Source organism: Nocardia spongicola, assembly GCF_047200775.1.
Taxonomy (GTDB): Bacteria; Actinomycetota; Actinomycetes; order Mycobacteriales; family Mycobacteriaceae; genus Nocardia.
Genome location: NZ_JBJZOO010000008.1, coordinates 1 through 25,915, shown reverse-complemented (window position 1 = coordinate 25,915; position 25,915 = coordinate 1). Strand labels below are relative to the sequence as shown.

Below are 25,915 nucleotides of genomic sequence, written 5' to 3'. Positions count from 1 at the left end.
AATGGTCATCGGAGGCGATGAGGCAGACCGACCGGTCCAACGGGCTCACTCACCACGGAAGGGAATTCAGCTGACGTGTACGGGGACGACATCGCGTCGGTACTGATCACCGAGGAACAGATCGCCGCCAAGACCGAGGAGTTGGCCGGACTCATCGCTGAGCGGTTCCCCGCTGGTGCCGCTGAGGGTGATCTGCTACTGGTCGGCGTGCTCAAGGGCGCGATCTTCTTCATGACCGACCTGGCCAAGGCATTGCCGATCCCGACCCAGATGGAGTTCATGGCCGTCTCGTCCTACGGATCGTCCACCTCGTCCTCCGGCGTGGTGCGCATCATGAAGGACTTGGACAAGGACATCGCGGGTCGTAATGTCCTGATCGTCGAGGACATCATCGATTCGGGGCTCACTCTGTCGTGGCTCAAGCGCAACCTGTCCACCCGTAATCCGGCTTCGCTCGAGGTGGTCACGCTGCTGCGTAAGCCCGATGCGCTGCGCACACCCGTTGATGTCGCGCATGTGGGCTTCGACATCCCGAACGAGTTCGTCGTCGGCTATGGTCTCGACTACGCGGAACGCTACCGTGACCTGCCCTATATCGGCACCTTGGACCCGAAAGTCTACGGCGGCTGATCCGTATCGGGCAGGATACCGAAAACTGTCGCGGGGGAGCCGGATCCGCGACGATAGATCGGACCGCCAACCAGTATCCACGCCCCTGAGGCGGGCAATGCGGCGAGGTTGGCCAGGCATTCCAAGCTGATCCGATGCTCGCCGTAGATCAGCTTGGACACCGCGTAGGTCGTGTCGGTGCCTACATCAGGGCCGAAGGTGTCGATCCCGAGTGCGCCACGACGGCCGAGCCTGCCTGTGCGTAACAGCCATGCCACGGTCGCTACTGCGAAACCGGGCTGATGGCCCGCCGCCGCGCCGGTACCGATGAACTCCGGGGTACCCCATTCGGCGTCCCATCCGGTCCAGGCGATCAGTGCGGCACCATCCGGAATCCGGCCGTGTTCGGCTTCCCAGTGCTGTAGATCCTCGACCGTGATCGCGTAGTCGCGATCCCGCGCGCAGTGCTGCCGCACGTCGATCTTTACCGCGGGTAGCAGCAGATCGTCCAGGTCCAGCTCGTCCGCGGCAAGGCCGTCGGTATCGAAATGGATCGGCGCACCCCAGTGGGTTCCGGTGTGTTCGCCGTGCTGGAGGTAGCGCAGATAGTAGCCGTCCTCGGCGATCGTAGCCACGGTGTCGGTGCGGAATTCCGGATCGCCGGGGTACAGCGGCGTGGTAGCTGGATCGTGTATGTGCGATAAGTTCACCAGCCGACCGAACGGGCGCGGCGCGCTCACCGTGTCCGCTGTGGAATCGCCCTGGTCAGGGCCAGCAGATCGGCCTCTAAGACGCGGAAGAGCCGGTAGGTGAGCACGAATGCCAGGATGCCACTCACACTGAGGATGCGCACCGGAACGATCACATAGGGCAGGTCGTCGGCGGCGACGAAGGTCGCGCTCGCCACTCCGAGCAGGGGAACCGATGCCGCGACGCCGAGGTAGAAATTGCCTCGCCCGGCCAGTGCGCGCAGCTGGTTTCGGTCATCGGGGCCGATCTCGCCGCGCGCCAGAAGCTGTGGATAGATCGAGTGCAGTGCGTACACCGTGATCGGGAAGAACGGATAGGCCAGCGCGATGGCCGCGCACACCACTTGCGCGGTGAAGAAATGCACGAATGTCCGTGGCGGCAGATCGACACCGGACAGCGCCAGCCCCAAGGGCCAGATGATGCCAGCGAGCACCCAGAATCCGAATGGCACCCATACCGCCCAATCACCCATCAGCAGGGTGTCCCGGCGCGCTTTCGCGAGCGTGCGAGTGGAGTACTGGCGTCCGCGGGCAAGTAGATGTGTGAGGGTGAGCGGGCGCCAGGTCAGAAACACCAGGAGCACCGCGGCCAGCGGAAAGGCGATCAGATTGTTGATCAGACCGACCGTCTCGAATTTATCCTGATCGGCTGCCGACATGCGCTCGATGATCAAATTCTGGTTCAGCCGGATGTTGTAGACACTCGCCAGCACATTGGGCACGCCGACGCACAGCGCTGCCAGCGGAAGCAGCCAGCCCCTCGCCCGGTAGGCGAGGCTTTCCGGTGGGGGATCGACGAGATCGCGGGCGTGCGTGTCGAGGCATAACTGGAGTTGCGCGGCGAGTTCGGCGCCGCTGCGCCAGCGGCGCGCGGGGTCGGCATGCAAACAATCCAGCAGCACCCGGCGCAGCGCGGCGGGGGTCTCCTCTGGCAGGCGTGCCAGTGCTGCCGCACCGACACCTGCGCAGCGTACCGCCAGCATCCCCGCGTACATATCGCCTGCGGTGTCGTACTGTTCGGGCGGCGGGTCATCGAACGGGCTCGCACCCGTCAGTAATTCCCAGAGCAATACACCGAGGGAGTAGATATCGCTGCGGTTGTCCGGTGCCTGCGCGTCGTGATCGAGATAGCGGGCCAGCTGCTCCGGGGAACGGTAGGCCAGTGCGTCCGCCGTGGTGGTCTGGTGTGTTGTGGTTGTGCGCCCGCCTGATTCGTCGAGCGCGAAATCCGCGAGTTTCGGGATGCCTTCGGCAGTGAACAGGATGTTGGCCGGTTTGATGTCGTGGTGCAGCACGCCGTGGTGTTCGGCGTAATCCAGGGCATCGGCGAGTCGTCCGCCTATCCACGCGATAGTTTCCGGCCAGCTGAGCTGCGCGATCTCGGCACGAACGCTCGAGTCCGATGGCCGGATCTCGCCCTTGGCCTCCATAGCGGTATCCACCGCGCGCAGTAGCAGCCTGCCACCGTCGGAGATCGGGCCGTGACGACGTTGCTCCAGCAGCACATCCGCGGTGCCACCAGGGAGGTACTGCATATAGACCAGGTACGAGAAAACGGTAGTCGGCGCCGTGGTGTCCGAAACAGCCGAGGTGAGTCCTGGCAGGCCCTGACCATAACTGGTGTGGGTTCTGTCCGCTACCGTGGTGTCGTCGGCACCGAGCTGCTCGCGGCTTGCCGAGCTGCTCATAAGGGGGACTCGGGTGCCGGTTGACCTACCGGGGTGCGGCGGCCCGGCGACAGTCGGATTCCTGGTGGCGTCGATGCCGAGCATCCGCTGGTCGAAGATCCGCACGATATGCGGATGATCGAGCTGGGCCATGGTCAGCGGGGTATCCGCTCGTCCTGCTGAAAAGCGTACGGCGACGAGCCGTTGCATGGATCGTTGTCTAGCGAGGAAGACCCGGCCGAGTGGACCGGTGCCGAGATCGGTGAGCAGATCGAAGTCATCGATGCGCCGACCGGGCGTGAGCTCGGCCAGTGCGGCAGTGACTTCGCTCGTTTCGGCAGCACTGATGGTCTCGACGTCGTCGGTTGAGCCGGTGAGGCGTTCGCCGATCCGGTCGGCCAGGTCCGGGTATTCGGCGAGGAAATCCGTCACCGGCAGTGGTGTGCGCTCGCGGCGTGTCAGGAACTCCGCGCACACCAGATCGACGAGCTGGGGGCTGTCGTTCAGCTCGGGGAACTCTTCGCGGTACTCGGCTATACGTTTTCCGCGGCCTTTCCGCTCCCAGCGTCGCCGCATATCGATGCGCACCAGTTCGGTGAGCACGCGTACGCGGATCTGCCTGCCATCAGGTACATAGTCGTCGATCTGTGGTGGTAACCGCTCGCCGTAGTGGCTGTGCTGCCAATCGGTGTCGAACCTGGCGACGGCATCGATAGCCGAGTAGATCACGTGTTGTTCTCCGCGGCTCCCACCGTATGTTGTTCGATTCGCGGCTGCTTGCCCGCGATATCCGGTACAGCGGACTCGGGGTCGACCACTCGTTCCAGCGCCTGTAGATCTGCTTCCAGCGCTCTGAACAGGAGGTAGGTGCCGACGAATGCGATGATGCCGCCGAGGCACAGCAACCGCACCGCGGAGAGCACCGAAGGGATGTCGTCGGGACGCAAGAAGGTGACTCCAGCGACCGCGAGCAGCGGCACGGAGGCGGCGACCGCGAGATACCAGTTGCACCGTCGATCCAGGCCACGCAGCCATACCCCGTCTTCCGGACTGATGTCTCCGTGCCGGAGGAACAGTGGATAGATGCACCGGACCATGTAGAACGTCAACAGGAAGAACGGATAGGCGACCGCGACCGCACCACAGACCACCAGTGAGACCAGGAAGTGCACCACGGCCCGCGCCGGCATGGCCCCGGTGGCCAGTTCCAGCGCGATCGGGAAGATGATGCCTGCCAGTACCCACAGAGAGAATGCCACGGCGACGGCGCGGTCACCGAGCAGCAGCGCATCCCGTCTGGCTCGCCGCAGAGTGCCCGGGTCGTATCGGTATCCCTTGCGCAGCCCTGACGGCACTTTCAGCACATATCTGGACATATAGAGCACGAGCGCGATGCCGACAGGGAAGAAGACCGTATTCACCGTGCCGGTGATGATGAGGAAAGTTTGCTGGGCTTCACGGTCCATCCGATCGATGATCAGATTCTGGTTGTGTTGGATGTTGTACAGCGATGCGAGCACATTCGGTAGCGCCACCGAGAGCAAGGCCACTGGCAAGAAATAGTGGCGCAGGCGCCGCCGCCAGCTGTGCGGTGCCGGGTCGACCAGCTCCCGCGCGCGGTGGTCGAGGCACATCTCCAACTGCCTGGCCAGGGTGGCGCCGCTGGACCAGCGTTTTGTCCGTTCCGGTGCGAGGCAGGTCAGCAGTATCCGGCGCAGTGCGGCCGGGCAATCCGGCGGAACCCGATCCAGTGCGGCGGGCTCCACGCCGACGCTGCGTCGCTCCAGCATGGTCTCCAAGGTGGTGTTGTCGCCCTGGTCGGCCGCGTCCGCCGTGCTGTCGTCGAATGGTTTGGCACCGGTGAGCAGCTCCCACAGCACCACACCGAGCGAGTAGATATCGGCGCGGGTATCCAAGTCGGTGGCGCCGCGGTCGTAGCCGGGGTGACAGGCCTCCAGTTGCTCCGGTGACATATAGGCCAGCGATCCACCGAAGTAGGCCACCGGACTGGCGCCGGCCACATTACGACTGAAGCTGATATTGAAGTCGGCTAATTTCGGTACTCCCTCGGTAGTGAGTAGGACATTGGCCGGTTTGACATCGCGGTGGAGTACGCCGTGCGTCGATGCGTACTCTAAGGCTTCGGCCAGCCGCTTGCCCAGCCATGCCACAGTTTCCGGCCAGCTGAGTTGCGCGATCTCGGCACGAACGCTGGAGTCGGTCGGCCGGATCTCCCCCTTCTCCTCCATCGCCGCGTCGACGGCGTCGAGCAGCAGCCTGCCGTTGCGCTCATGCGGCGGGGTCGCCCGCACCCAGCGCAGCACTCCGAGCAGTGTGCCTCCGGGTAAGAACTGCATGTACAGCAGGCGCAAACGATGCATGGTGCCTGCCGTGGTGTCCTCGAGGAGCCGCTGATCGAAGACCCGCACGATGTAGTCGTGGTCGAGCTGGGCGAGCGTCTGTGGCTCGGTGCCGTGATCGGTGGAGATCTTGACCGCGACCAGTCGCTGTAATGAGCGCTGCCTGGCGAGGAAGACTCGGGCGAATGCGCCGCTGCCCAAAGCGGTCAGCAGATCGAAATCATCGATCCGCTGGCCGATATCGATGCGATCGAGCGCGATATCGCTTTCCGGTACCGGCCCGATCGTGGGGGGAGTGGCGGTGGCCGTGCCTGCCAGTCGGGTGGCGGTCGAGTTGTTCATCTCCGAATCACTCACCTCCGAACCACGAGTCGATCGGAGGGTTCGGTTCGAACCGGTATCGGCGAGGGCAGTGCGGGTGCGGTCGAAAGTAGTTTGCGTGGAATTCGCTCGCGTCGTGCGGCGGGTGCTCTGATCTATCTCATCGGTATTCAGCAGCGCGCGCAGTTCCTTCGCCTGGTGTGGGTATTCGCGCAGGCATTCGCGTGGATCGACCCGTTCTCCGCTGTGGCGGCGGATGACGAACTCTTCATATACCAGACCGGCTGGGATCTCTTCTGGGGTGAGTTCGGGAAATTCGGCACAGTAATCGGCCAAGCGTTTACGCGCGGCCGGTTTCGGTGTGGCGCCTGTAGTCGTCGATGCGCGATGCAGCCAGCGATTGCGCAGGTCGACACGGATCAGCTCGAGCAGTGCCTCACGTCGTAAGGTGCTCGCGTCGGGCAGATAAGCGGCAATCCGCGGTGGCTGCCATGCCGATTCCCAGGCCGCGGTGAACGCGGTGACCGCGTCGAATTCCGCGTGGGGCAAGTCGCTGTACTCAGCGCCAGTGCGCGCACCCGTGCCGGAATCGAATCTTTTCTCAGAGTTCGCACTCATGCTCGGACCTATCGGCTCGGCGGACGCCGCGGAATCCACGGTGGCTGCTCATTGGGTGTGCCGGAAAATCGCGCGACACCCAACACCATCATCCCCCGCGCCGTATTTGAAATGATAACTTGCGGCTCGACAGCGGATCACCCGATTTCGATAACGATGCGACGGGGGACGACCAGCACATGTCTGACGAGATCGCGGCGGTGGCGGATGGTTCGATCTCGACCGGCTCGATCCAGACAGCCGTACCGCGAACAATCCGGGATGTTTCCGCCGCAGATCTACCGGACCAGCCCTCCGCGACTGGCGGCTCCCATCGCCCTCGCGGCCGCGCCTGCGAATCCGGCATCGAATGCGGTCCGGCATCCACGATCGCGGCAGGCGTGCGCGATGGTTGCTTGCTTCCCAGCCGGGTGGTAGCGGATGCTCTGACGCGGATCTCGATAGCGCGCCGGGAATCGAATGCGTTCGCCGCCGACCGCATTGCCGAGCGGGCTATGGCCGAAGCTGCCGCAGTTGAACAGCGCGATGACCTCGACGTGCTGCCGTTGGCCGGCGTACCGGTGGTCGTCGAGCCACCGTTGTCGGGCTCGACGACCACCGCGGATCATCCGATACCGGCCAGGTTGCGTGCCGCTGGTGCGGTGATCGTCGGTATCGTCCCCACAGCCGAGCAGGGGCGCCGGGGTGGAAACGATGCCGCGGAGCAGGTTATCGGCAACCCCTGGAACACCACCCGCATCGCGGGTGGCTCGGCAGGTGCACTGGTCGCGGCAGGGCTGGTTCCCTTGGGGTACGGCGATAACGGTCTCGGTTCGGTATGCGTGGCCGCGGCCTGCTGTGGGGTCTTCGCTATCACTCCGGGACGCTATCCCCTCGCCGATGCGCGCTTCTGTTCGAGCCCGGTCGAACAGGGTGTACTCGCGACGACGGTCGATGATGCGGCACTAGCGCTGGCAGTCCTCGCGGCCCGCCCTGATCTGGCAGAGGTCGATCCGCCGGGCAGACTCCGGATCGGGCTGGTCGTCGATCCGCCATCGCGGCTGGTCCGCCTCGACTGGCATTGGATCGCCGCGGCAAGGAGAGCGGCCTCGATCGCCGCAGCAGCAGGTCATCTTGTCGAACCGGCTGTGTTGCCCTATGGCAACGCCATAACCGCGGTTCTGCTCCGCAGGCTGGCCGTTGGCGGTGGTGCCACCCCGGCGCCACCCTGTTCGGCTCACTTGTCCTATCGCGCCGGAAGCCGGTCGGCTTTCGGCTGGTCGGCACGCGGAGTGTTGCGCGAGCGTCCAGATCGGATCGAGCGGGTAGAGGCACGGTTACTGGAGTTCTTCGACTGCTACGACGTGGTGATCACTCCTACACTCGCCGTCCCGCCACCGAAGAAACGCGGCAGCCGCCTACTACGCCGGTCGGTTCCGGCACTCGCGGATCTTCGGTTCGCACCTTTCCCACCCGTATGGGATCTGGTCGGCATGCCCACCGTTTCGTTACCGATGGGCATGCACCCCGAATCGAGAACGCCGGTGGCTGCTCAGCTCGCGGGTCCGCCAGGCAGTGAATCGACCCTGTTGCGGTTGTCCGCGCAGCTGGAGACGAACTACCCCTGGCAGCGCACCGCATCCTGAGCGTGGCAGCGCCGTATCAGACGCTGACCGGGGACCGCTGTGCGGCGAATCCGCCTTCGATGGCGCGGCCGGCGAATTCCAGGATGGTCGGTCGATGGTCGTCGGCTCGCCACGCCACCGCGAGCTCACATGGCGCGAGCCCGGAGACCGGGCGTGCGGCCACTCCGGGCCAGCGATACATCGGCACGTTGTTTTCGGCGAGTAAACAGACGCCGAGGCCGAGGCTTACGGCTTCCAGCCGGTCTTCGGGGGTCGCGGCCTCCGCGCCGATCTTCGGGGGACGGCCGCCGCGTCCATCGTTACCGAGCCAGAAGTCGCGGACCGCACCGGCTTCGGTGGGCAGCGCGATGAACGGTTCATCGAGCAGATCGGTGAACTCGACGGTCGAGGAGATCGCCAGCGGATGGTTCTCCGGGAGCAGCACCCAGCGTGGCTCGGTACGCAGCACCTGCCAGCGGTAGCGGTTCAGCTCCGGTAACGGCAGCCAGACCAGAGCGAGATCGGCCTGGCGGCCTGCGAGTCCACTGGATGGGTCGGTCCATGCCGCCGAGTGCAGTGCGAGGCGGTGTCCGCTTGCGCTCTCCAGGTCGTTGAGCAGACCGCGGCCGAGTGTGGCCTGGATGCCGACGCGCAGCACTTCGCCCGCTTCTTTCAGCGAGATATTGGTGGTCTCCCACAATTCCAGGATTTTGCGGGCGCCTTCGAGCAGTTCTTTGCCCGCGACAGTCAACGCGACACTGCGCTGGTTGCGGTCGAACAGGACCACGTCGAGCTGGCGTTCCAGCTGCCGGATCTGACGCGACAGGGTGGGTTGAGCGATGTGCAGCCGCTGAGCGGCGTTGGTGAAATGCAGTTCCTCAGCGACGGCGACAAAATACCGCAGGTCGCGCAAGTGCGGGTCCATAGCCTCTTGCTATCAGAATCGGTCTTGATTTTCCAGCCTTATCAGGCTGAGAAGTTCTTATGAGGCGGATAAACAGCCATCAGGTTTGTTAAAGACAGCATATTGCTTGCCGTGATCTCGTGCACCATGCGGTCGGCTGATATGCCCGCATCTGTCGGTTCACTCCAGTCCTTCATGGTATGAACGGGCGCCTGACCAGCATTGACAGAGCTATGGTTCGAGTGCCCTCGGGGAATCGCTGTCTTTGTGTTCACCGGGAGGGGTGGGCCGGAAACGCCTCGTGGAGCGCCCGGCGCGCATATCGGGGAAGAGATGTTAGATTAATCACACTACGGTCGATGTCGTCGGCCGGTCCGCCGTGCAGTGTGCTGAACCGCACGGCGCCGCCGCCGGGATCCCGGCGGCGGCGCCTGATCATTGCGACCATCACGCGTTGCGAGCGCGTTCCTCGTATGTTCTACGTTTCTCGTCTTCGGCAGCATCGAGGAACAGATGATCCGCACCGAGGGCCCGGCCGATACGGTCCGCGAGCCCCTGTGGCAGCAGGCCCATGGTCTGGGTGATGAAACCGGCCAGAGCGGTCACCCTGACCTTCGCCTTCGGCTTGGCTATCAGCTTGGCGATGGCATCGGCGATTTCCTCCGGTTCGGCCGCACGCACCGGAGTGGTGAGACCGGAGCCGAGTTCGGTATTGGTCAGCGTTGGCAGCACCGAGGAGAAGTGCAGGCCGGTGCCCCGATATTCCTCGCGCAGGGTATCGGTGAACCCGAGCACCGCGTGTTTGCTGGCGTTATAGGTGGCCAAGCCGGAGACGTGTGATTCGCCCGCGAGTGAGGCGATATTGATGATGTGCCCGCGGCCGCGCGGCAGCATCCGGTGCAGGCCGAGCTTGGAGCCGAGAATCACCCCGTAGACATTGATATCGAGGATGCGACGGGTAACCCGGTCCGGCTCGTCGGCCAGCTTGCCGATCGGCATGATGCCCGCGTTGTTGATCAGTACATCGATCGGTCCGAGGGTGCGCTCTACCTCGTCGAGGAAATTCTCGAAAGAGGACTGGTCGGTCACGTCGAGCTTGCCGTAGAACTCGAAATCGCGTGTCGAACCGGAGTCCTTGGCGGCGGCCTCGTCGATATCACCGATGGCGATCCGTGCGCCGAGGGCCTGCAGCGCGGTGGCGGTGGCCAATCCGATACCGCGGGCGCCGCCGGTTATAACGACTATCTTGCCTCTGATCTGCACGGCGCTGCTCACTTGTTTCCTCCCCTGAGTTTCAGGACGGCTGGAAGGTCCAGACGGCGAATTCCACGCGCACCGGCCGCGCGCATGGCGGCGACTGCGAGAAGAATCTTCGGCACCGAATAGGGCTGCCAGAACAGTTCTTTCTGGGCAGGCGGCAGGATCGGTGTGGTGATGGCCTGCTGACGGCAGTACTTGCGCACGCCCTCGGCCCCGCCCCAGCGAGCGCCGACCCCGGATAGCCTCCAGCCGCCCATCGGCAGCGCGTAGCTGAACAGATTGGCGAATACATCGTTGATATTGACCGCACCAACGTCCAACTGCCGGGCGATTCGCGCACCACGTTCTTTATCGCCCGTCCAGACCGATGCCGACAGACCATAGATCGAGTCATTGGCCAGCCGGATAGCCTCCGCCTCGTCGGCCACCTTTATCACCGGCAGGGTCGGGCCGAAAGTCTCCTCGGTGATACAGGACATGGTGTGGTCGACGTCGACGAGTACGGTCGGTTCGAACGCGGTGCCGAACCCGGCGCGCTTGCCGCCGGTCAGCGCCTTCGCGCCGGCCGCGATGGCCTCATCGACATGGCGTTGCACAATAGCCGTCTGATTCTCATTGGCCAGCGCGCCGACGTCGTACTTCGGAACGCGGCCGTCCAAGCCTTGGCGTAGGGCCTTGACATTGGCGGTCAGCTTGGCGACGAACTCGTCGTACACCGGCGCTTCGACATAGACCCGCTCCACCGAGAGACACACTTGCCCGGAGTTGAACATGCCACCGAAGGTGATGCCGTGCGCTGCGCGGTCGATATCGGCGTCTGCCAGCACGATGGCCGGGTCCTTACCGCCCAGTTCGAGGCTGTAGGGGATCATGCGCTCCGCGCAGGCGACGGCGATCTTGCGTCCGGTCGCGGTAGAGCCGGTGAACTGGACGTAGTCGACATTGTCGATGACCGCCGCTCCGGTCGCACCAGCCCCGGTGGCTACGGAGAAGACCGGTGGGGCGCCGATTTCCGCCCAGCCCGCGGCCAACTCCAGCGCCGAGAGCGGGGTCACTTCCGAAGGTTTGAGCAGCACGGCCGCACCCGCGGCAAGCGCGGGGAAGGCGTCCATTACCGGCATGGCCATCGGGAAGTTCCACGGTGTGATCACGCCGACCACCGGATAAGGCCGGTAGACCGTGCTCAGCCGCTTGACCTTGGCCAGCGGGCTATGTGGTGTCGGGTGTTCGTCGGCGAGGAATTCGCCTGCGCGGCGCGCGTAGTAGCCGATCACATCCGCCGAGAAGCTCGGGTCGATCAGGGCATCAACCCGTGCCTTCCCTGTCTCCGATTGCAGGATGGTGGCCAGCCGGTCGGTGTTGTCGAACAACCAATCCTGGAACTTCAGCAGCAAGACCTTACGGCCCTCGGGACCGATTTCTTCCCATTCCGGCTGGTAGAGCCGTAATTCGCGGACTTTTGCCGCGACCGAGTCCGCGGTTTCGTCCGGTACCGTGCCGACGATTTCCCCGGTGCCAGGGTTGCGCACTTGAATGCTGGAGGGGTCTGCGGCCTTCGTGGTCGCCGTGCGGGCTGAGGACTTCCTGGTCGGACCGGGCGCTGATTCGGTATTGGTCACTGCTGTTCTCCCACTGACATTGTGTTGAACCGCGGTTTGCTGACTTCAGTGAGTCAGACCACTGAACTATGATCGTGACACAATAAGAGCAGACATTCTTGGCTTATTTTGTCAATTGGATCGAGAATATTTGTACTCAGAGTACAAATTCTGGCCTGGGTAATTCGCTCGAGCCAAAGGAGAGGGCAATGGCTGTTCCGGCTTCGGATATCCCGGCTTCGATTGCGGCGGTTCCGCTGGACGGTGTGCCGAGGCCGAGCCCGGCACCCGATGAAGTGCGTGATTGGCTGACCGATTACGTCTACGAGACGATGCGGGTCGAGACGCTCGAACAGATCGTCACCCGGCTCGACGGCGTCATCCTCGAGCACATCCCCGAACTGACCGATCGCGATATGCGCCGTGACCTCGCGGCGAGCACCAGGGCCCATGCGCGGATCGTGCTCAGCCGCTTGGCCAGCGACACCTTCGAGTTCTCGCTTCCGGAAGAGGCGCACGCGTTCGCGCGTAGCGTGGCGCGGCGCGGGTTCGAGTTGCGGCTGCTGTTGCGGGTTTATCACATCGGTTTGGAGGCGGTGCTCGGCTATCTGACCGAAATGATCGAGCAGCAGCGGGTGCCGCCCGAGCTGGAGCGGATGGTGCTGCTGCGGCTGTTCGAGCGGGCTACCAAATGGATGAGCGCCTCGGTCGAATTGCTCACCGGCACGTATATGGAAGAACGTGAGCAGGTTCTGCGTGCTGCGCTCAACCGGCGCACCGAGACCGTCCGGGCCCTGCTCGCCGGTGATGAAGTGGATGCGGGGCAGGCCTCGGTGCGGCTGGGTTACCGGTTGTTGCAGCAGCACCTGGCTTTTGTGCTGTGGACCGATGAGCAGACCGGGGAGCCGGGATCCGCTGACGCGGAAGCGACCGGGCTGCTCGACCAGGTCGCGGCGCGGCTGGCCGCGATCGTGGGCAGCAGCAGAGTGCTCACCATTCCGTCCGGTGCCAATGCGGTGTGGGCGTGGGCCGGATGGGATGATGCCGGGCACAGTGCCGGGCTTGCGGTGCCGGGACAGGTGGAACGGTTGCTGGCGGCTCGGGTCGAGGCCCCGGTCCGGGTCGCGTTCGGAGTTCCTTCTGGTGGGGTCGCGGGTTTTCGGCAGAGTCATCGTGAGGCTGTCGCCGCGCGACATGTCGCTGAGCGCATGTCGGTGAGTGACCGACGGGTTACCGGGTATCGCACGGTGGAGATCGCCTATGTGGCTGGTGCGGACGATGCGGCTATGCGTGGGTTGGTGCGGCGGGAACTGGGCGCGCTGACGGGCCGAGATGCGAACACTGTGCGCTTACGTGAGACATTGCACGCTTATCTGCGTAGCCATCGCAGCCCGGAGACGACGGCGAAACTGCTCCGTGTGCACAAGAACACGATCCGCTACCGCATACAGCGGATCGAACACCTGCTGGGATTTCCGATCGAGGAGCGCAGTCTGCCGCTGGAGATCGCATTGGACTGTGTTGCTGTCTACGGCGCCGACGCCCTGTCCTGAGCCGGATCGGCTATTCCCCCGCCGCGGCTTCGCGCGCGGCTATCCGGCGCAGCGGCGGTTCTGTGGTCGGTGCGACTCTGCGGGCGGGCAGTTCGGCGAGCAATGTGGTGGTCGCCTCCGCGATGGCCGCGACGGCCTTGTCCACCGCGGGCTTGGTAGTCGAACTCAGACCGGAAATGCCACCGACCTTACGCACATATTGCAGTGCGGCGGCATAGATCTCCTGCTCGGTCGCGGCAGGTTCCAGGCCACGCAGGACGGTGATATTTCTACACATGCCAGCACACTAGCTCCGGATCGCCACGAGTGTCAGTACAAGTGGGAGACACTGGAGAAATCGCTCATACGATGGTCGTGCCACCCGCGGGCCCGGGTCGGTGAGCAGGTGGCATCCTCCGAATACCCGGTGCCCAGCGCCTGCGATAGGGAACAATTGGGACATGGCTTCGCGCGGTGTACCCACCTTGACGACGTTCCCGTATCCGGAGTTGGACGAGCGGGAGGAAGACCATTGGTCCGGCGCCGCGGTGTCCGGTGACGAGCTGCGGGCGCTGGCACTCGGTGCTTTCTACTCGGCGCGTTGGGATGCCTTTCATGATGCGTTGTTACTCGGGCCGGAACGTGAGCATCCGCTCGGTGATCGGCGTGAGCTGGCCATCGATACATTGACCGGCGCGTGGGGCATTACCGACGGAACCGAGGCGCAGGCGTCGATGGAACAGTTGCTCGACGGTATGCACGCTCCGCTCTACGCGCTGGTGCATCCGCTCGTCACGGCCTCGATCAATGCCGGCGAACGTGATCGCTTCGGTGAACGGGCCGATCGGCACCGGGCGTTCCTGCGACAGGTCGGCGCGTTCCGCGGTATGGACAATCCCGAGGCGCTGGTTCGCGACTACGATATCTGGGCACAGGCGATCAAGATCGGTTTCACCGATCATCTGGTCCGGCCGTTACCGAGCGATATCCATGCCTGGGATCTGGCCAGAGTGGTCGCAGTGGCGCGAATGGCCTACACCGCAGGCTATCTCGATGCCGAGGTGGCTTGGGGTTATCTCCGGCGCGCGCTGCCGCTGGCGCAGCGTAAATACCGCAACTGGCGCCAGTTCGGGGACGCCTATCTCACCGGTTGGACCTACTGGCAGGCTTGTGAGGATCTGGCCGAACTGCAGGACGGCGGCGTCGACCGGCGCAAGGAACTGCTGCGACTATGGCTACGTCCGACCAGCCCGTGGCGGCGTATCGCGCTGCACTCAGCTTCCGTCGGGGAGTGAGCGCAGAATGCCACGACCGTAGCGCTGGAACTGCGCATCGTCGACCATGCCGAGGGAGTGCCGCTCCACCAGCAGTTCCCATTCCGAATACAGCTGGGCGACCCCTGGATCAGCGGGACTGATGGCGCCGTCGGCGGATTCGCGGCGTACTGCGAAGTTCGCCGCGCGGGTGATCCGTTCGGTATCGGTGCGGTCGGCGCCGACGAAGCACAGTGTCCGGTTGCCGTCGTGCACTTCGATGCTTGTCGTGCTGCGTCCGGTGCCGATCTCGCCGGAGCCTGTGGCAGGGGTATCAGTGGTATGTGTCCACATGATCATCGGAATGGGCAACTCGTAGGCACAGTGGGGTGTGCCGATCGAGATGAACAGCAATCGCACGGTGGTAGCGGCCAGGAGGCCGAGGCCGGGGCCCGCCGGTGGCAGTGCGTGCACGACGGCGGTCTCCAGCACGTACTCTTCCGGTGTCACAGAGCGGTGCAGGGTCGCTATCGCCTGTTTCGCCTCGCGTCGCGGTGTCATCCTGCGTACGGCCCGTTCCACGTCCGCGCGGGTAGGGCCGTCTTTGTCCCAGCTGGGAGCCGGTGGGCGCAGATCGGGGGCGGCCACATCGATGCGCTGGGTCGCCAGAATGTGCGTGTTGATCCGGTCTACCATCTCGGTGGCCGCGAGGACGTCGTGCTCGGCGATCAGGACCGGCAACGGCGTGCGATCAGCGGGTACCCCGGTGAGCACCGGTGTCGGGTATCGCAGGTAGATCTCGATGACGACCGCGTCGTCCGCCCGTCGGTTCAACCGGACCTCGAGCAGGTCCGAGACCGGAACATCGAGCACACGCTCGCCATCGGACTCGGGTCGCAGCACGATCAGCCTGCCGTGGCCGTGCCGCAGTATCGCTGTGGGTGTCCGTAGCTCGACTATGTCGATACCCCCTTGCGCTCGTATCCGATCAGCGGTGCTCCCTGGCGCTTTCGTGGTCAGTGAGCTACCGCTTCCGTGCCTGCCGTTCGCGGCGCGATATTGTGTCGTCGCTCACGATAGGCGGAACATGTCATGATTGTTGCCACTTGGAGATTGTTACCACGTGGAGGAAGCCGGGCAGGAGACCCCGGGAACCACCTTCGGTCCCCGCCCGTTTACCTCTTTGACTGCACCTGCAGCTGAACTACGCGATGTATCGAATAGACCGTACGCGGTAACGTGGCATGTCCGCATCCGAATCCGCATGGAACCGGATGCGCCAGACGCATCGCTAGGCAAGAACCGGAGACACCGGAAAGGACTGGCCGCCCCGGCCGACGCTCTATGAACCGCAAGAATGTGTTTCGCACCCTGGCCATAGTCTCGGGCATCTTGCTCGTGATCTATGTGTTCAGCTACTTCGGCAACGACACGCGGGGCTGGAAGAGCGTCGATACGTCGGTTGCCCTGAGCCAGCTCGAGAACAAGAGCAACGTTCAGAAAGTTCAGATAGACGATCGTGAGCAGCAGCTACGCATCGAGCTGAAGTCGGGCAACGACGCCACCGAGGGTGAAAGCAAGATCATCACCAAGTATCCGGGTGGCAGCGAGACTTCCGCGCAGATCTTCGATGCCGTGAAGAACTCCGGTGCCGACTACAACACCGTGGTCAAGCAGGAGAGCTGGTTCACCCAGATCCTGCTGTTCGTGTTGCCGATGGTGATCCTGCTCGGCCTGTTCATCTTCGTGATGGCCCGTATGCAGGGTGGTGGCCGCGGCGGCATGATGGGGTTCGGGAAATCGAAAGCCAAACAGCTGTCCAAGGATATGCCCAAGACCACCTTCGCCGATGTGGCCGGTGCCGATGAGGCGGTCGAGGAGCTCTACGAGATCAAGGACTTCTTGCAGAGCCCGGTACGGTACCAAGCACTCGGGGCCAAGATTCCCAAGGGTGTTCTGCTCTACGGTCCACCGGGCACCGGTAAGACCTTGCTGGCGCGTGCCGTCGCAGGTGAGGCGGGCGTGCCGTTCTTCACCATCTCCGGCTCGGATTTCGTCGAGATGTTCGTCGGCGTCGGAGCTTCCCGGGTGCGTGATCTGTTCGAGCAGGCCAAGCAGAACAGCCCCTGCATTATTTTCGTCGACGAGATCGACGCGGTCGGCCGTCAGCGCGGCGCGGGCCTCGGTGGCGGTCACGACGAACGTGAGCAAACCCTCAACCAGCTATTGGTGGAGATGGACGGCTTCGGCGATCGCACCGGCATCATCTTGATCGCCGCGACCAACCGTCCCGATATCCTCGACCCCGCGCTGTTGCGTCCGGGTCGATTCGATCGGCAGATCCCGGTCAGCAATCCAGACCTCGCCGGACGTCGCGCCATTCTCCGGGTGCACTCGCAAGGTAAGCCGATTTCACCGGAAGCCGATCTGGACGGGCTGGCCAAGCGCACTGTCGGTATGTCGGGTGCGGACCTGGCCAATGTGATCAATGAGGCCGCGCTGCTCACCGCCAGGGAGAACGGTGCGGTGATCACCGGTGAATCGCTGGAGGAATCGGTCGATCGGGTGATCGGCGGACCACGCCGTAAGAGCCGGATCATCAGCGAGCACGAGAAGAAGATCACCGCTTACCACGAGGGCGGCCATACCTTGGCCGCGTGGGCCATGCCGGATATCGAGCCGGTCTACAAGGTCACCATCTTGGCGCGTGGCCGCACCGGTGGTCACGCCATGACGGTGCCGGAGGACGATAAGGGCCTGATGACTCGTTCGGAGATGATCGCCCGCCTGGTCATGGCGATGGGTGGGCGTGCGGCCGAGGAACTGGTGTTCCATGAGCCGACCACCGGCGCGTCCTCCGATATCGACCAAGCCACCAAGATCGCGCGTGCGATGGTCACCGAATACGGTATGAGTGCTCGGCTCGGTGCGGTCAGGTACGGCCAGGAACAGGGTGATCCGTTCCTCGGGCGTTCGATGGGGATGGGTTCGGAGTATTCGCACGAGGTGGCAGGGGCGATCGACGAAGAGGTGCGTAACCTGATCGAGGCCGCGCACACCGAGGCGTGGGCCATTCTCAATGAGTACCGCGATGTGCTCGACGATCTGGCCACCGCGTTGCTGGAGCGGGAGACCCTGCATCGCAAAGACCTCGAGCAGATTCTCGCCGCGGTGCACAAGCGTCCGCGGATCACCGCGTTCAACGACTTCGGCGATCGTGTCCCCTCGGACAAGCCGCCGGTGAAGACTCCGGGTGAGCTCGCCGCCGAACGCGGCGAGACGTGGCCGCCGGAACCATTGGTCAAACCGGTAGCCGCGGCCGCGCAACGCGAACAGCAGGCCGCCAATGGCTATCCGCCACACGGGAGCGGTTACGGTGCGCCGCCACAATACGGTCGTTCGCCCGCACCCGGGTACCCGCTGCCGCAAGCGCCTGCCCCGGCCTATCCGCACCACCAGGGCACGCATGGTTCGCGGCCGGACTACGGTGCGCCCGCGGGGTGGTCTGCTCCCGGCTGGCCGCCACGGGACGAGCCGCAGGGGCAGCCAAGTGGCTGGGGTAACCCGCAGCAGCCACCGCCCGGCTATCCACAGTGGGGACCCCAGCAAGGGGGCCCGCAGCAGAGTGCGCCCGCGGAAGGCTACGGCCAGGGTGGGTATGGCGACCACGGCGGCAGTAACGACAGCAATGAGCCGCACCACACCGATCCGAACGGTGAGGGTAATAACGGCGAATGGGATGGACCGAACGGTCGACACTGACCCGTGCCGATTAGGCTCGACTCGGGAGTGCCTGGTAACGACAGGCACCCCGAGATTTTGGAGGTGTCCTCGATTGTCGGCCAACAATCACGACGGTGGTTATATCCTCGCCCAGGCGGATGACGCTCAGTTGGTTAATGCTGAATATCGCGGTATCGGTGCGGGTAGCGCCGAGCCTGGACTGGTCGCGCTGGAAACCGGCAGGTCATTCGATCAGCGTCGGGCCGAAGCCGCGGTACGGGAGTTGCTGATCGCCGTCGGTGAGGATCCGGATCGGCCCGGTCTGCGTGACACACCCGCTCGTGTCGCGCGCGCGTACCGCGAGACTTTCGCCGGTCTCTACCTAGAACCGGATTCGGTGCTCGACACCACCTTCGATGAGGGACATCAGGAGCTCGTGCTGGTTCGGGATATCCCGTTGTACTCCACCTGCGAGCACCACTTGGTGTCGTTCCACGGTGTCGCCCACGTCGGCTATATCCCAGGTCCACACGGCCGGGTCACCGGTTTATCCAAGCTGGCGAGGCTGGTTGATCTCTATGCCAAGCGGCCCCAAGTTCAGGAACGTCTGACCAGCCAGATCGCCGAAGCGGTTATGCGCAAGCTCGATCCGCGCGGCACGATCGTTGTGGTCGAGGCCGAACATCTCTGTATGGCGATGCGTGGCATCCGTAAACCGGGCGCGAGCACCACCACTTCCGCCGTGCGCGGACTACTCCAGTCCAACGCCGCCTCGCGCGCCGAGGCGCTCGATCTCATCCTGCGGAAGTGAGCGAGGCCGAGGCGAACGGGCTCGCGGGCGTGGTGCCACGCGGCGGTCGCTGTTGTGCGGTGCTCGGCGTAGTGAATGTCACCAGCGATTCGTTCTCCGATGGCGGTAGATACCTGGCTCTGGAAGCTGCTATCGCACACGGTGTGCGGCTTTATGAGGCGGGCGCGGACCTCATCGATGTAGGTGGGGAGTCGACAAGGCCGGGTGCGGTGCGCGTTGACGCGGCGACCGAAGCCGCGCGGGTGTTGCCGGTTATCCGCGGCCTGGCCGCTGCTGGTGTGCCGACCAGCGTGGATACTATGCGGGCCGTGGTGGCCGAGGCGGCGATCGAAGCCGGGGTATCGGTGGTGAACGACGTTTCCGGCGGCCGCGCCGATCCCGATATGGCTCGGGTGGTCGCCTCCGCCCGGGTTCCGTGGATTCTCATGCACTGGCGGGCAGGTGTCGACTACCGGCATACCGGCCCCGCCGACCACTATGACGACGTGGTCGCCGAGGTACTCGCCGAACTGACCGTTCAGGCCGATCTGGCCGTGGCCGCGGGGGTGGACCCGTCCCGGTTGATCCTCGATCCTGGGCTGGGTTTCGCGAAGAATGCCGAACACAACTGGGCACTACTCGGCGCGCTGCCCGAACTGGTCGCCACCGGACTGCCGATCCTGATCGGTGCTTCGCGCAAGCGTTTCCTCGGCACATTGCTCGCCGACGACACGGGGCCGCGTCCACCGGACGGCCGGGAGACAGCCACTGCGACCATTTCCGCGCTTGCCGCCCTGCACGGCGCATGGGGAGTGCGTGTACACGACGTACGCGCCTCGCTGGATGCGATCACCGTCACCACCGTATGGCAGAACGCCGCGGGGCAGCGCGTCGTACAGCATGGCACGACCCGATCGACAGCTGGAGGAGCTCACCGATGAACCGATCCTCGGTCCGTACCGAAGAGGATGCGCCGCCGCGGAATTCTCCGCTCCGGCGGGGCACTGATCGAATCGAGCTGCGCGGCCTGCGTGTCTACGGGCGACATGGGGTATTCGAGCATGAGCGTCGCGACGGTCAGGAATTCGTGATCGACCTGACGGTATGGGTGGATTGCACGGCTGCCGCGGCGTCCGACGATTTGGTGGCCACCGTCGACTACGGCGCATTGGCCGAGCGGGCGGTGCGTATCGTCCAGGGCAGCCCGCGCAACCTCATCGAGACGGTAGCCGCGGAGATCGCCGACGATGTGATGGCCGATTCGCGGATCGAGTCGGTCGAGGTGGTTGTGCACAAGCCCGCCGCGCCGATCCCGCATACCTTCGCCGATGTCCGGGTGGTCACCTCCCGTTACCGGCAGGAGCCCGTCGAATGAGCGAACGAAGTCCGGACACGGCCGCGCGCTCGAGTCGGCCGAGCCCTGCTGGAGCCCATCGATGACCCGTGCGGTGCTGTCCATCGGATCGAACCTGGGTGACCGACTTGCCCACCTGCGCAGTGTTCTGGACGGATTGGGGCATCGGGTACTGGCCGTTTCCGCGGTGTACACGACCGAGCCATGGGGCGGTGTCCCGCAGGACGACTACCTCAACGCGGCTGTGTTGGTATCGGACCAGGACTTCGACTGTATGGACTGGCTGCGTCGCGGCCGAGAGCTGGAGGATGCCGCGGGGCGTATCCGTGATACGCGATGGGGAGCGCGGACGCTCGACGTGGACGTGGTGTGGTGCGCGCGGCTGGGCGAGGGTGGTATGCCGGTCGCTTGCCGCAGCACCGATCCGGAGCTGATCCTGCCGCACCCACAGGCGCACCGCCGGGCTTTTGTCCTGGTGCCGTGGCTGGATGTGGTGCCGGACGCGATGTTGGAGATCAATGGTGTCACCCACCCTGTCGCGGATCTGCTGGCGCGGCTCGATCCGGCCGAGCGTGCCGGGGTGCGCCGAACCGAGTTCTCGCTGGCGGGTGCGGCATCGTGAAATTGAAGCCGACCCGCGTCCTCGACCTGGTAGCGAATGTGTTCGTCGCCGCGCTTGTCACCTGGATCGCCACCAGGATGGCCTACGACAGTTTTCCACCGATCTCGATTTTCGCGGGCGCCTCGCTCTATCCGGTGGCCGTTATCGAAGTGGTGCTCGCTTTTGTGATCCGAGCCAGAGTAAACGATCACCAGATCGGCGACGGTCGCCACCAGTTGCATCCGATCACCGCGGCCCGTGCCGTGGCGTTGGCCAAGGCATCAGCTCAGGTGGGGTCCATCGCGGGCGGTGTTTGGCTCGGCTTCCTGTGCTGGGTTCTCCCGCAGCGTGACACTATGCGCGCGGCGGCCGCCGATAGTCCCGGTGCGATTGTCGGGATGCTGGCTGGAGTGGTTCTGGTTGCCGCGGCTCTCTGGCTGGAGTACTGCTGCCGTGCTCCGGAGGACCCGACCGATGATGCGGCGCCTACCTAGATGGCCTGATTACCTGGGTGGCAACTGCGTAGCTAGTTTTCCGAGGCGACTTACGCGAGCGCATTCTGCGCATGGCTCATTGTTTTGGCTACTCTGGCTGGCATGGTTTCACCTTCCCGGAGCAGCGCCTCCAGTCGACAGCGAGACGACGCGGGAAGATTTTTCATCGGCGTCTTGATCGTCTTGGGTCTGGTTGCCAGCGTTTTCCTGATATTCAGTGACAACGTGCAGCTCGTTCGGACAGGCCTGGTCGTGGCGCTGTGGGCTGCGGCCATCGGCGCGCTGGCCGCGACAAGGTACCGCAAGGAAGCGACGATAGACAAGGCCAAGGTCCGCGATATGCAGACGGTCTACGAGTTGCAACTGGAGCGGGAGGTCACCGCGCGGCGCGAGTACGAACTCGGTATCGAGGCGAGGATCCGGGAGGAAGTGGGAGCCGACGTGGCCGAACTCGTGGCGCTGCGTGCGGAGCTCACTGTGCTCCGCAAGAGCCTGCAGCGGCTGTATGACGGAGAGCTGCCGATGGATCGCCCGGCATTGCGGGCCGATGCGACTAGAATCCACGAGCTGACCAGCTCGAACACGGAATCGGCCGATAACGGCTCAGCAGATGCCGAGGCTTGGCCCGCTTCCGCTGAGCAACAACGGGGTGGCAGTTTTACGCCGATCTTCCAGGCGGATCATCCCGAGCGGCCGATCTTCGCCAGCCCCTTCGACGAGCCGGTCACCGCCGAGACCACCATCGTCTCCTCTGATATCGACGACTCCGAACTCACCGATGCCGAGCAGGCCTGGTTCACCCAGTCGCGTGGCTGGATCGACGCATTCGCCGGGTCCATGGACGAATCGCCCGACGAACCCCGGTCGCAGCAGGCAAGGCGGCCGGAGTCCGAGCGGGTCGGACGGCCCGGTTCGAAGGATGCTGGGCGGCCCGAGTCGAAGGCCGAGCGCTCCGAGCCGAACCAAGCCGGGCAGCCCGAGCCGCGCCAGGAATCTACGCGACAGTCACTCCCCGCGACCCCGGTGGGCACATCGGGCAACGGCAGGAGGCACCGGCGTAGGGCCGACGACAACACCGAGGCATCGGAGCAGCGGCTCTCCGTCGCGGAGATCATGGCCAATTTGCAGTCCGAAGGGCGGCAACAGCGGTAAACGAACACTGACCCGTCATGTGTTCGAGAGCAGTGCGGCCTAAATCACGTGACCCCCGGTGGCATCGGCCTGCGGCGTGCCGATATTCTCGCACCGTACCGTCCGGTACCCGCATGGCGGGACTGGAACGTCATCGAGAGGACGCCGTTGACCTCGAGGAGCATCGATTCCGACGATGTGATGCCGGGCTGTGACCTGCCCCCCGCCCGGTTGACCGTCGGCGTCATTTCGGCAGGACGTGTCGGTTCGGCACTCGGTGCCGCGTTGGAGCGGACCGGCCATGTGGTGTTCGGGGTCTGCGCGGTCTCCGATGCCTCGGTGCGCCGTGCCGGAACCCGGCTACCGGATTCGAAGATTCTGCCTGCCGAAGAGGTGGCCGCGCACAGCGAGCTGCTGTTGCTCGCGGTACCCGACATCGAACTCGCCGGCCTGGTTCGGGGTCTGGCCTGCGCGGGCGTGGTCCGTCCTGGCACCATCGTTGCGCATACTTCCGGGGCGAACGGTATCGGAGTACTCGCCCCACTCACCGAAATCGGCGCACTCCCGCTGGCGATCCACCCCGCCATGACCTTCACCGGTCATGAGGAGGATCTGACCAGGCTGGGTAACGCTTGTTTCGGTATTACCGCGGCCGACGAGGTCGGCTACGCCATCGCGCAGTCGCTGGTGATCGAGATGGGCGGTGAACCGGTCCGGGTGCCGGAGGAGCACCGGCAGCTGTACCACGCCGCGCTCGTGCATGGCAGCGGTCATCTGTTGACAGTGGTTCTCGACGCACTGGACGCACTGCGAGCTGCATTGGCTGGGCCAGGATTGCTCGGGCAGCAGACGGTCGACGATCAGCCGGGTGGCCTGGCCGAACGGCTGCTCGCTCCCTTGGCTTCGGCCGCGCTGGACAACGCGTTACGCCGGGGCCAGGCCGGGTTGACCGGCCCGGTCGCTCGTGGTGACGCCGACGCGGTGGCCGCGCATCTGGCGGCGCTGACCCCGGTGGACCCCAGGTTGGCGGCGGGGTATCGGGGATTGTCGTTGCGCACCGCGGAACGGGCGGGCACCGCCCCCGCCGTTATCGAGCTATTGGAAGGACATTGATGTTCGATCCGACATTGCGCGGTGCTTACCGGCCTGGTGAGCTGACCGTGCACCATGACCCCGCGGTGCTCGGTGCCGTATCCGGCGCCCTGCGCGGTGTCGGTCGCACAGTAGCGCTGGTTCCGACGATGGGCGCGCTCCACGAGGGTCATCTGGAGATCGTGCGGCTGGCCAAGCGGACCAACCAGGTGGTTATCGTCTCGATCTTCGTCAACCCCTTGCAATTCAGCGCGAACGAGGACCTGGACAGCTATCCCCGCACCGTGGACTCCGATGTCGAGCTGCTGCGTGCGGAGGGAGTCGATCTGGTGTTCGCGCCGAGCGTATCCGATATGTATCCGGACGGCCCGCGTACTACGGTGCTCCCCGGTCCGCTCGGGGCCGAGCTGGAGGGAGCCAGTAGGCCGACTCATTTCACGGGCATGCTCACTGTGGTCGCCAAACTGCTGCAGATCGCCCGCCCGACCGAGGCGTTCTTCGGGGAGAAGGATTACCAGCAGCTCACGCTGATCCGGCAGCTGGTCCGTGACCTGAACTTCGATGTGAAGATCACTCCGGTGGTCACCGTGCGCGAACCCGATGGTCTGGCGATGTCCTCACGTAATCGCTATCTCGATGCGGCGCAGCGTGAATCGGCGCTTGCTCTATCGGCCGCACTGGTGGCGGGCAAGCACGCGGGCGGTGCGGGCGCTGATGCGGTGCTCGCCGCCGCCGAGCAGGTGCTCGCTGCCGCGAGTGGCATCGAACTCGATTATCTGGAGCTGCGCTCGGCCACTCTCGGGCCTGCCCCGATAACCGGGAATGCCAGGTTGCTGATCGCGGCGCGGATCGGCACCACCCGGCTCATCGACAATATCGCCGTTACGCTCGGTGCTCCGATCGATGGCCATCCCCATGCCAGCGGTTCGCGGTCCGGCGCGGACGCTGCCGAGCCTGCCCCGGCGGTGCCAGATCCCGCCCTGCTTCCTCCCACGAACTAGAAAGGGCGACACCATGCTGCGCACCATGATGAAGTCGAAAATCCACCGCGCCACCGTGACCCATGCCGATCTGCACTACGTGGGTTCGGTCACCGTGGACCAGGACTTGCTCGATGCGGCGGATCTGCTGGAAGGTGAGCAGGTCTGCATCGTCGACATCGATAACGGCGCCAGGTTGGAGACCTACGTCATCGCGGGTGAGCGGGGTTCCGGCGTGATCGGTATCAACGGCGCCGCAGCCCATCTGGTCCACCCCGGCGATCTGGTGATCTTGATCGCCTACGGTCAGCTGAACGAGCAGGAACTGGCGGAGTACGACCCCAAGGTTGTGTTCGTCGATAAGCGAAATCGTCTGGTCGAGCTGGGTGCGGATCCAGCACACGCACCAGAGGGTTCTGGTCTGACCTCGCCGCGCGGCCTGTCCGTCGTCTGAGGACCGGCGGACTCGGCATGTTACTGACCATCGATGTTCGCAGTACCAGTATCGAACTCGGGCTGTTCTCCGGCACTGGAGCACATGCGAAATTGGTTCGGTACTGGCGCATGCACACCAACCCGTTACTGACCGCCGATGAATTCGCCATGCAGGTGCGGGGATTGGTCGGGGCGCAGCTGGACGAGGTGATCGGTGTCTGTGCACTCTCCACTGTGCCGCCGGTGCTGCGCGAACTGCGCGGCATGCTCAGCCAGTACTGGGAGCATGTGCCGCACGTGTTGGTGGAACCGGGTATACGCACCGGTATTCCACTGCTGGTCGACAATCCGAAAGAAGTCGGCGCGGATCGTATCGTCAATTGTCTTGCCGCTTACCAGCGGTATTCCGCTCCGGTGATTGTCGTCGACTTCGGTACGGCGATCTGCGTGGATCTGGTGTCGAAGAAGGGGGAATTCCTTGGCGGGATCATCGCTCCTGGTGTAGAGATCGCCACCGATGCGCTGGTGGAACGCAGTGCGCTGCGGAGAGCCGAGTTGACCAAGCCACGTTCGGTGCTGGGGAAGAACAGTATGGAATGCATGCAATCCGGCGCGGTATTCGGTTTCGCCGGATTGGTGGACGGACTGATCGATCGGATTCGCGACGAGTTCGATACTTTCGCAGGTCCCGATGTCGTGGTGGTGGCGACCGGGGCGACCGCGCCGTTGATCGTCCCGGAATCGGAGACGATCGACCATCATGATCCGCATCTCACGCTGACCGGTTTGCGGCTGGTGTACGAGCGCAATCAGCGACGTAAGGGAAGTACGTGACCTAGG

The 25,915-nt window shown here is 64.4% G+C and carries 23 protein-coding genes; 15 read left to right on the top strand and 8 right to left on the bottom strand.

All coding sequences use genetic code 11. From position 1 onward, the window contains the following. Positions 1 to 75 precede the first annotated feature (75 nt). The gene (gene hpt / locus ACL02S_RS16235) at positions 76 to 630 is read left to right on the top strand and encodes a hypoxanthine phosphoribosyltransferase (protein ID WP_412803266.1); all 555 of its coding nucleotides are present in this window, start codon (positions 76 to 78) and stop codon (positions 628 to 630) included. Here the strand turns inward: hpt and ACL02S_RS16230 are convergent. The 3 genes from ACL02S_RS16230 to ACL02S_RS16220 are packed head-to-tail and all read right to left on the bottom strand — an operon-like array spanning position 618 to position 6,324. Continuing rightward, a complete protein-coding gene (locus ACL02S_RS16230) occupies positions 618 to 1,349 on the bottom strand; it encodes a cyclase family protein (RefSeq protein WP_412803265.1) in 732 nt (243 codons plus the stop codon). The genes hpt and ACL02S_RS16230 overlap by 13 nt on opposite strands. After that, positions 1,346 to 3,754, bottom strand: coding sequence for a serine/threonine-protein kinase (locus ACL02S_RS16225; protein WP_412803264.1), 2,409 nt, complete (start codon positions 3,752 to 3,754; stop codon positions 1,346 to 1,348). Before ACL02S_RS16225 ends, ACL02S_RS16230 begins: the two co-directional genes overlap by 4 nt. Next, entirely contained in the window at positions 3,751 to 6,324 is a 2,574-nt protein-coding gene (locus ACL02S_RS16220; protein ID WP_412803263.1) for a serine/threonine-protein kinase, read from the bottom strand. Before ACL02S_RS16220 ends, ACL02S_RS16225 begins: the two co-directional genes overlap by 4 nt. Before the next feature lie 179 nt (positions 6,325 to 6,503). Here ACL02S_RS16220 and ACL02S_RS16215 point away from each other — a divergent pair, with 179 nt between their 5' ends. Next, positions 6,504 to 7,949, top strand: coding sequence for an amidase family protein (locus tag ACL02S_RS16215; protein ID WP_412803262.1), 1,446 nt, complete (start codon positions 6,504 to 6,506; stop codon positions 7,947 to 7,949). 16 nt (positions 7,950 to 7,965) lie between these two features. On the opposite strand, the gene ACL02S_RS16210 is transcribed toward ACL02S_RS16215, so the two are convergent. The 3 genes from ACL02S_RS16210 to ACL02S_RS16200 form a co-directional block, all read right to left on the bottom strand. Further along, positions 7,966 to 8,853: a LysR family transcriptional regulator gene (locus tag ACL02S_RS16210; RefSeq protein ID WP_412803261.1), complete on the bottom strand. Its 888-nt coding sequence runs from the start codon at positions 8,851 to 8,853 to the stop codon at positions 7,966 to 7,968. A 426-nt stretch (positions 8,854 to 9,279) separates the two neighbouring features. Continuing rightward, positions 9,280 to 10,107 (bottom strand): SDR family oxidoreductase, encoded by an 828-nt coding sequence (locus tag ACL02S_RS16205; RefSeq protein ID WP_412803260.1) that lies wholly within the window; start codon positions 10,105 to 10,107, stop codon positions 9,280 to 9,282. Next, a complete protein-coding gene (locus tag ACL02S_RS16200) occupies positions 10,104 to 11,711 on the bottom strand; it encodes an aldehyde dehydrogenase family protein (protein WP_412803259.1) in 1,608 nt (535 codons plus the stop codon). The genes ACL02S_RS16205 and ACL02S_RS16200 overlap by 4 nt, the downstream gene beginning before the upstream one ends. Positions 11,712 to 11,899: 188 nt before the next feature. Between ACL02S_RS16200 and ACL02S_RS16195 the strand changes: the two genes are divergently transcribed. After that, positions 11,900 to 13,243, top strand: a complete 1,344-nt coding sequence (locus tag ACL02S_RS16195) for a PucR family transcriptional regulator (RefSeq protein ID WP_412803258.1) — start codon at positions 11,900 to 11,902, stop codon at positions 13,241 to 13,243. A gap of 10 nt (positions 13,244 to 13,253) precedes the next feature. Here ACL02S_RS16195 and ACL02S_RS16190 read toward each other — a convergent pair whose 3' ends face one another. Continuing rightward, positions 13,254 to 13,520, bottom strand: coding sequence for a DUF2277 domain-containing protein (locus ACL02S_RS16190; RefSeq protein ID WP_412803257.1), 267 nt, complete (start codon positions 13,518 to 13,520; stop codon positions 13,254 to 13,256). 163 nt (positions 13,521 to 13,683) lie between these two features. Here ACL02S_RS16190 and ACL02S_RS16185 point away from each other — a divergent pair, with 163 nt between their 5' ends. Further along, a complete protein-coding gene (locus tag ACL02S_RS16185) occupies positions 13,684 to 14,517 on the top strand; it encodes a DUF1266 domain-containing protein (protein WP_412803256.1) in 834 nt (277 codons plus the stop codon). On the opposite strand, the gene ACL02S_RS16180 is transcribed toward ACL02S_RS16185, so the two are convergent. Then, entirely contained in the window at positions 14,497 to 15,378 is an 882-nt protein-coding gene (locus tag ACL02S_RS16180) for a hypothetical protein (protein WP_412803255.1), read from the bottom strand. The genes ACL02S_RS16185 and ACL02S_RS16180 overlap by 21 nt on opposite strands. 441 nt (positions 15,379 to 15,819) lie before the next feature. Between ACL02S_RS16180 and ftsH the strand changes: the two genes are divergently transcribed. The 11 genes from ftsH to ACL02S_RS16125 all read left to right on the top strand — a co-directional run bounded on the left by ftsH (position 15,820) and on the right by ACL02S_RS16125 (position 25,909). Further along, the gene (ftsH, locus tag ACL02S_RS16175) at positions 15,820 to 18,237 is read left to right on the top strand and encodes an ATP-dependent zinc metalloprotease FtsH (RefSeq protein ID WP_412803254.1); all 2,418 of its coding nucleotides are present in this window, start codon (positions 15,820 to 15,822) and stop codon (positions 18,235 to 18,237) included. Between the two features lie 130 nt (positions 18,238 to 18,367). Continuing rightward, positions 18,368 to 19,009, top strand: coding sequence for a GTP cyclohydrolase I FolE (gene folE / locus ACL02S_RS16170; protein WP_412803395.1), 642 nt, complete (start codon positions 18,368 to 18,370; stop codon positions 19,007 to 19,009). Beyond that, positions 19,006 to 19,929 (top strand): dihydropteroate synthase, encoded by a 924-nt coding sequence (gene folP, locus ACL02S_RS16165; protein WP_503129065.1) that lies wholly within the window; start codon positions 19,006 to 19,008, stop codon positions 19,927 to 19,929. The genes folE and folP overlap by 4 nt, the downstream gene beginning before the upstream one ends. Beyond that, complete coding sequence (gene folB / locus ACL02S_RS16160) at positions 19,926 to 20,363, top strand: dihydroneopterin aldolase (protein WP_412803253.1); 438 nt, start codon at positions 19,926 to 19,928, stop codon at positions 20,361 to 20,363. Before folP ends, folB begins: the two co-directional genes overlap by 4 nt. A 61-nt stretch (positions 20,364 to 20,424) precedes the next feature. Next, positions 20,425 to 20,964 (top strand): 2-amino-4-hydroxy-6-hydroxymethyldihydropteridine diphosphokinase, encoded by a 540-nt coding sequence (gene folK, locus ACL02S_RS16155; RefSeq protein ID WP_412803252.1) that lies wholly within the window; start codon positions 20,425 to 20,427, stop codon positions 20,962 to 20,964. Between the two features lie 2 nt (positions 20,965 to 20,966). Further along, positions 20,967 to 21,437, top strand: coding sequence for a DUF3180 domain-containing protein (locus ACL02S_RS16150; protein WP_412803393.1), 471 nt, complete (start codon positions 20,967 to 20,969; stop codon positions 21,435 to 21,437). 102 nt (positions 21,438 to 21,539) lie between these two features. Continuing rightward, positions 21,540 to 22,589: a DUF6779 domain-containing protein gene (locus tag ACL02S_RS16145; protein ID WP_412803251.1), complete on the top strand. Its 1,050-nt coding sequence runs from the start codon at positions 21,540 to 21,542 to the stop codon at positions 22,587 to 22,589. Positions 22,590 to 22,769: 180 nt separating this feature from the next. Next, on the top strand, positions 22,770 to 23,681 hold the full coding sequence (locus ACL02S_RS16140; protein WP_412803392.1) for a Rossmann-like and DUF2520 domain-containing protein: 912 nt from the start codon (positions 22,770 to 22,772) through the stop codon (positions 23,679 to 23,681). Further along, a complete protein-coding gene (gene panC / locus ACL02S_RS16135) occupies positions 23,681 to 24,661 on the top strand; it encodes a pantoate--beta-alanine ligase (RefSeq protein ID WP_412803250.1) in 981 nt (326 codons plus the stop codon). Before ACL02S_RS16140 ends, panC begins: the two co-directional genes overlap by 1 nt. A gap of 13 nt (positions 24,662 to 24,674) precedes the next feature. Then, positions 24,675 to 25,094 carry an aspartate 1-decarboxylase gene (panD, locus tag ACL02S_RS16130; RefSeq protein WP_412803249.1) on the top strand — a complete coding sequence of 140 codons (420 nt, stop codon included), beginning with the start codon at positions 24,675 to 24,677 and terminating at the stop codon, positions 25,092 to 25,094. Positions 25,095 to 25,111: 17 nt separating this feature from the next. Next, complete coding sequence (locus ACL02S_RS16125) at positions 25,112 to 25,909, top strand: type III pantothenate kinase (RefSeq protein ID WP_412803248.1); 798 nt, start codon at positions 25,112 to 25,114, stop codon at positions 25,907 to 25,909. Positions 25,910 to 25,915 lie beyond the last annotated feature (6 nt).

Bases quoted from the DNA above. Each gene is read 5' to 3' on its own strand.
- ACL02S_RS16220 (WP_412803263.1), bottom strand. From the start codon at position 6,324: ATGAGTGCGAACTCTGAGAAAAGATTCGATTCCGGCACGGGTGCGCGC.
- ACL02S_RS16215 (WP_412803262.1), top strand. From the start codon at position 6,504: ATGTCTGACGAGATCGCGGCGGTGGCGGATGGTTCGATCTCGACCGGC.
- ACL02S_RS16210 (WP_412803261.1), bottom strand. From the start codon at position 8,853: ATGGACCCGCACTTGCGCGACCTGCGGTATTTTGTCGCCGTCGCTGAG.
- ACL02S_RS16195 (WP_412803258.1), top strand. From the start codon at position 11,900: ATGGCTGTTCCGGCTTCGGATATCCCGGCTTCGATTGCGGCGGTTCCG.
- ACL02S_RS16190 (WP_412803257.1), bottom strand. From the start codon at position 13,520: ATGTGTAGAAATATCACCGTCCTGCGTGGCCTGGAACCTGCCGCGACC.
- ACL02S_RS16185 (WP_412803256.1), top strand. From the start codon at position 13,684: ATGGCTTCGCGCGGTGTACCCACCTTGACGACGTTCCCGTATCCGGAG.
- ftsH (WP_412803254.1), top strand. From the start codon at position 15,820: ATGAACCGCAAGAATGTGTTTCGCACCCTGGCCATAGTCTCGGGCATC.
- folB (WP_412803253.1), top strand. From the start codon at position 19,926: ATGAACCGATCCTCGGTCCGTACCGAAGAGGATGCGCCGCCGCGGAAT.
- folK (WP_412803252.1), top strand. From the start codon at position 20,425: ATGACCCGTGCGGTGCTGTCCATCGGATCGAACCTGGGTGACCGACTT.
- ACL02S_RS16145 (WP_412803251.1), top strand. From the start codon at position 21,540: ATGGTTTCACCTTCCCGGAGCAGCGCCTCCAGTCGACAGCGAGACGAC.
- ACL02S_RS16140 (WP_412803392.1), top strand. From the start codon at position 22,770: ATGCCGGGCTGTGACCTGCCCCCCGCCCGGTTGACCGTCGGCGTCATT.
- panC (WP_412803250.1), top strand. From the start codon at position 23,681: ATGTTCGATCCGACATTGCGCGGTGCTTACCGGCCTGGTGAGCTGACC.
- panD (WP_412803249.1), top strand. From the start codon at position 24,675: ATGCTGCGCACCATGATGAAGTCGAAAATCCACCGCGCCACCGTGACC.
- ACL02S_RS16125 (WP_412803248.1), top strand. From the start codon at position 25,112: ATGTTACTGACCATCGATGTTCGCAGTACCAGTATCGAACTCGGGCTG.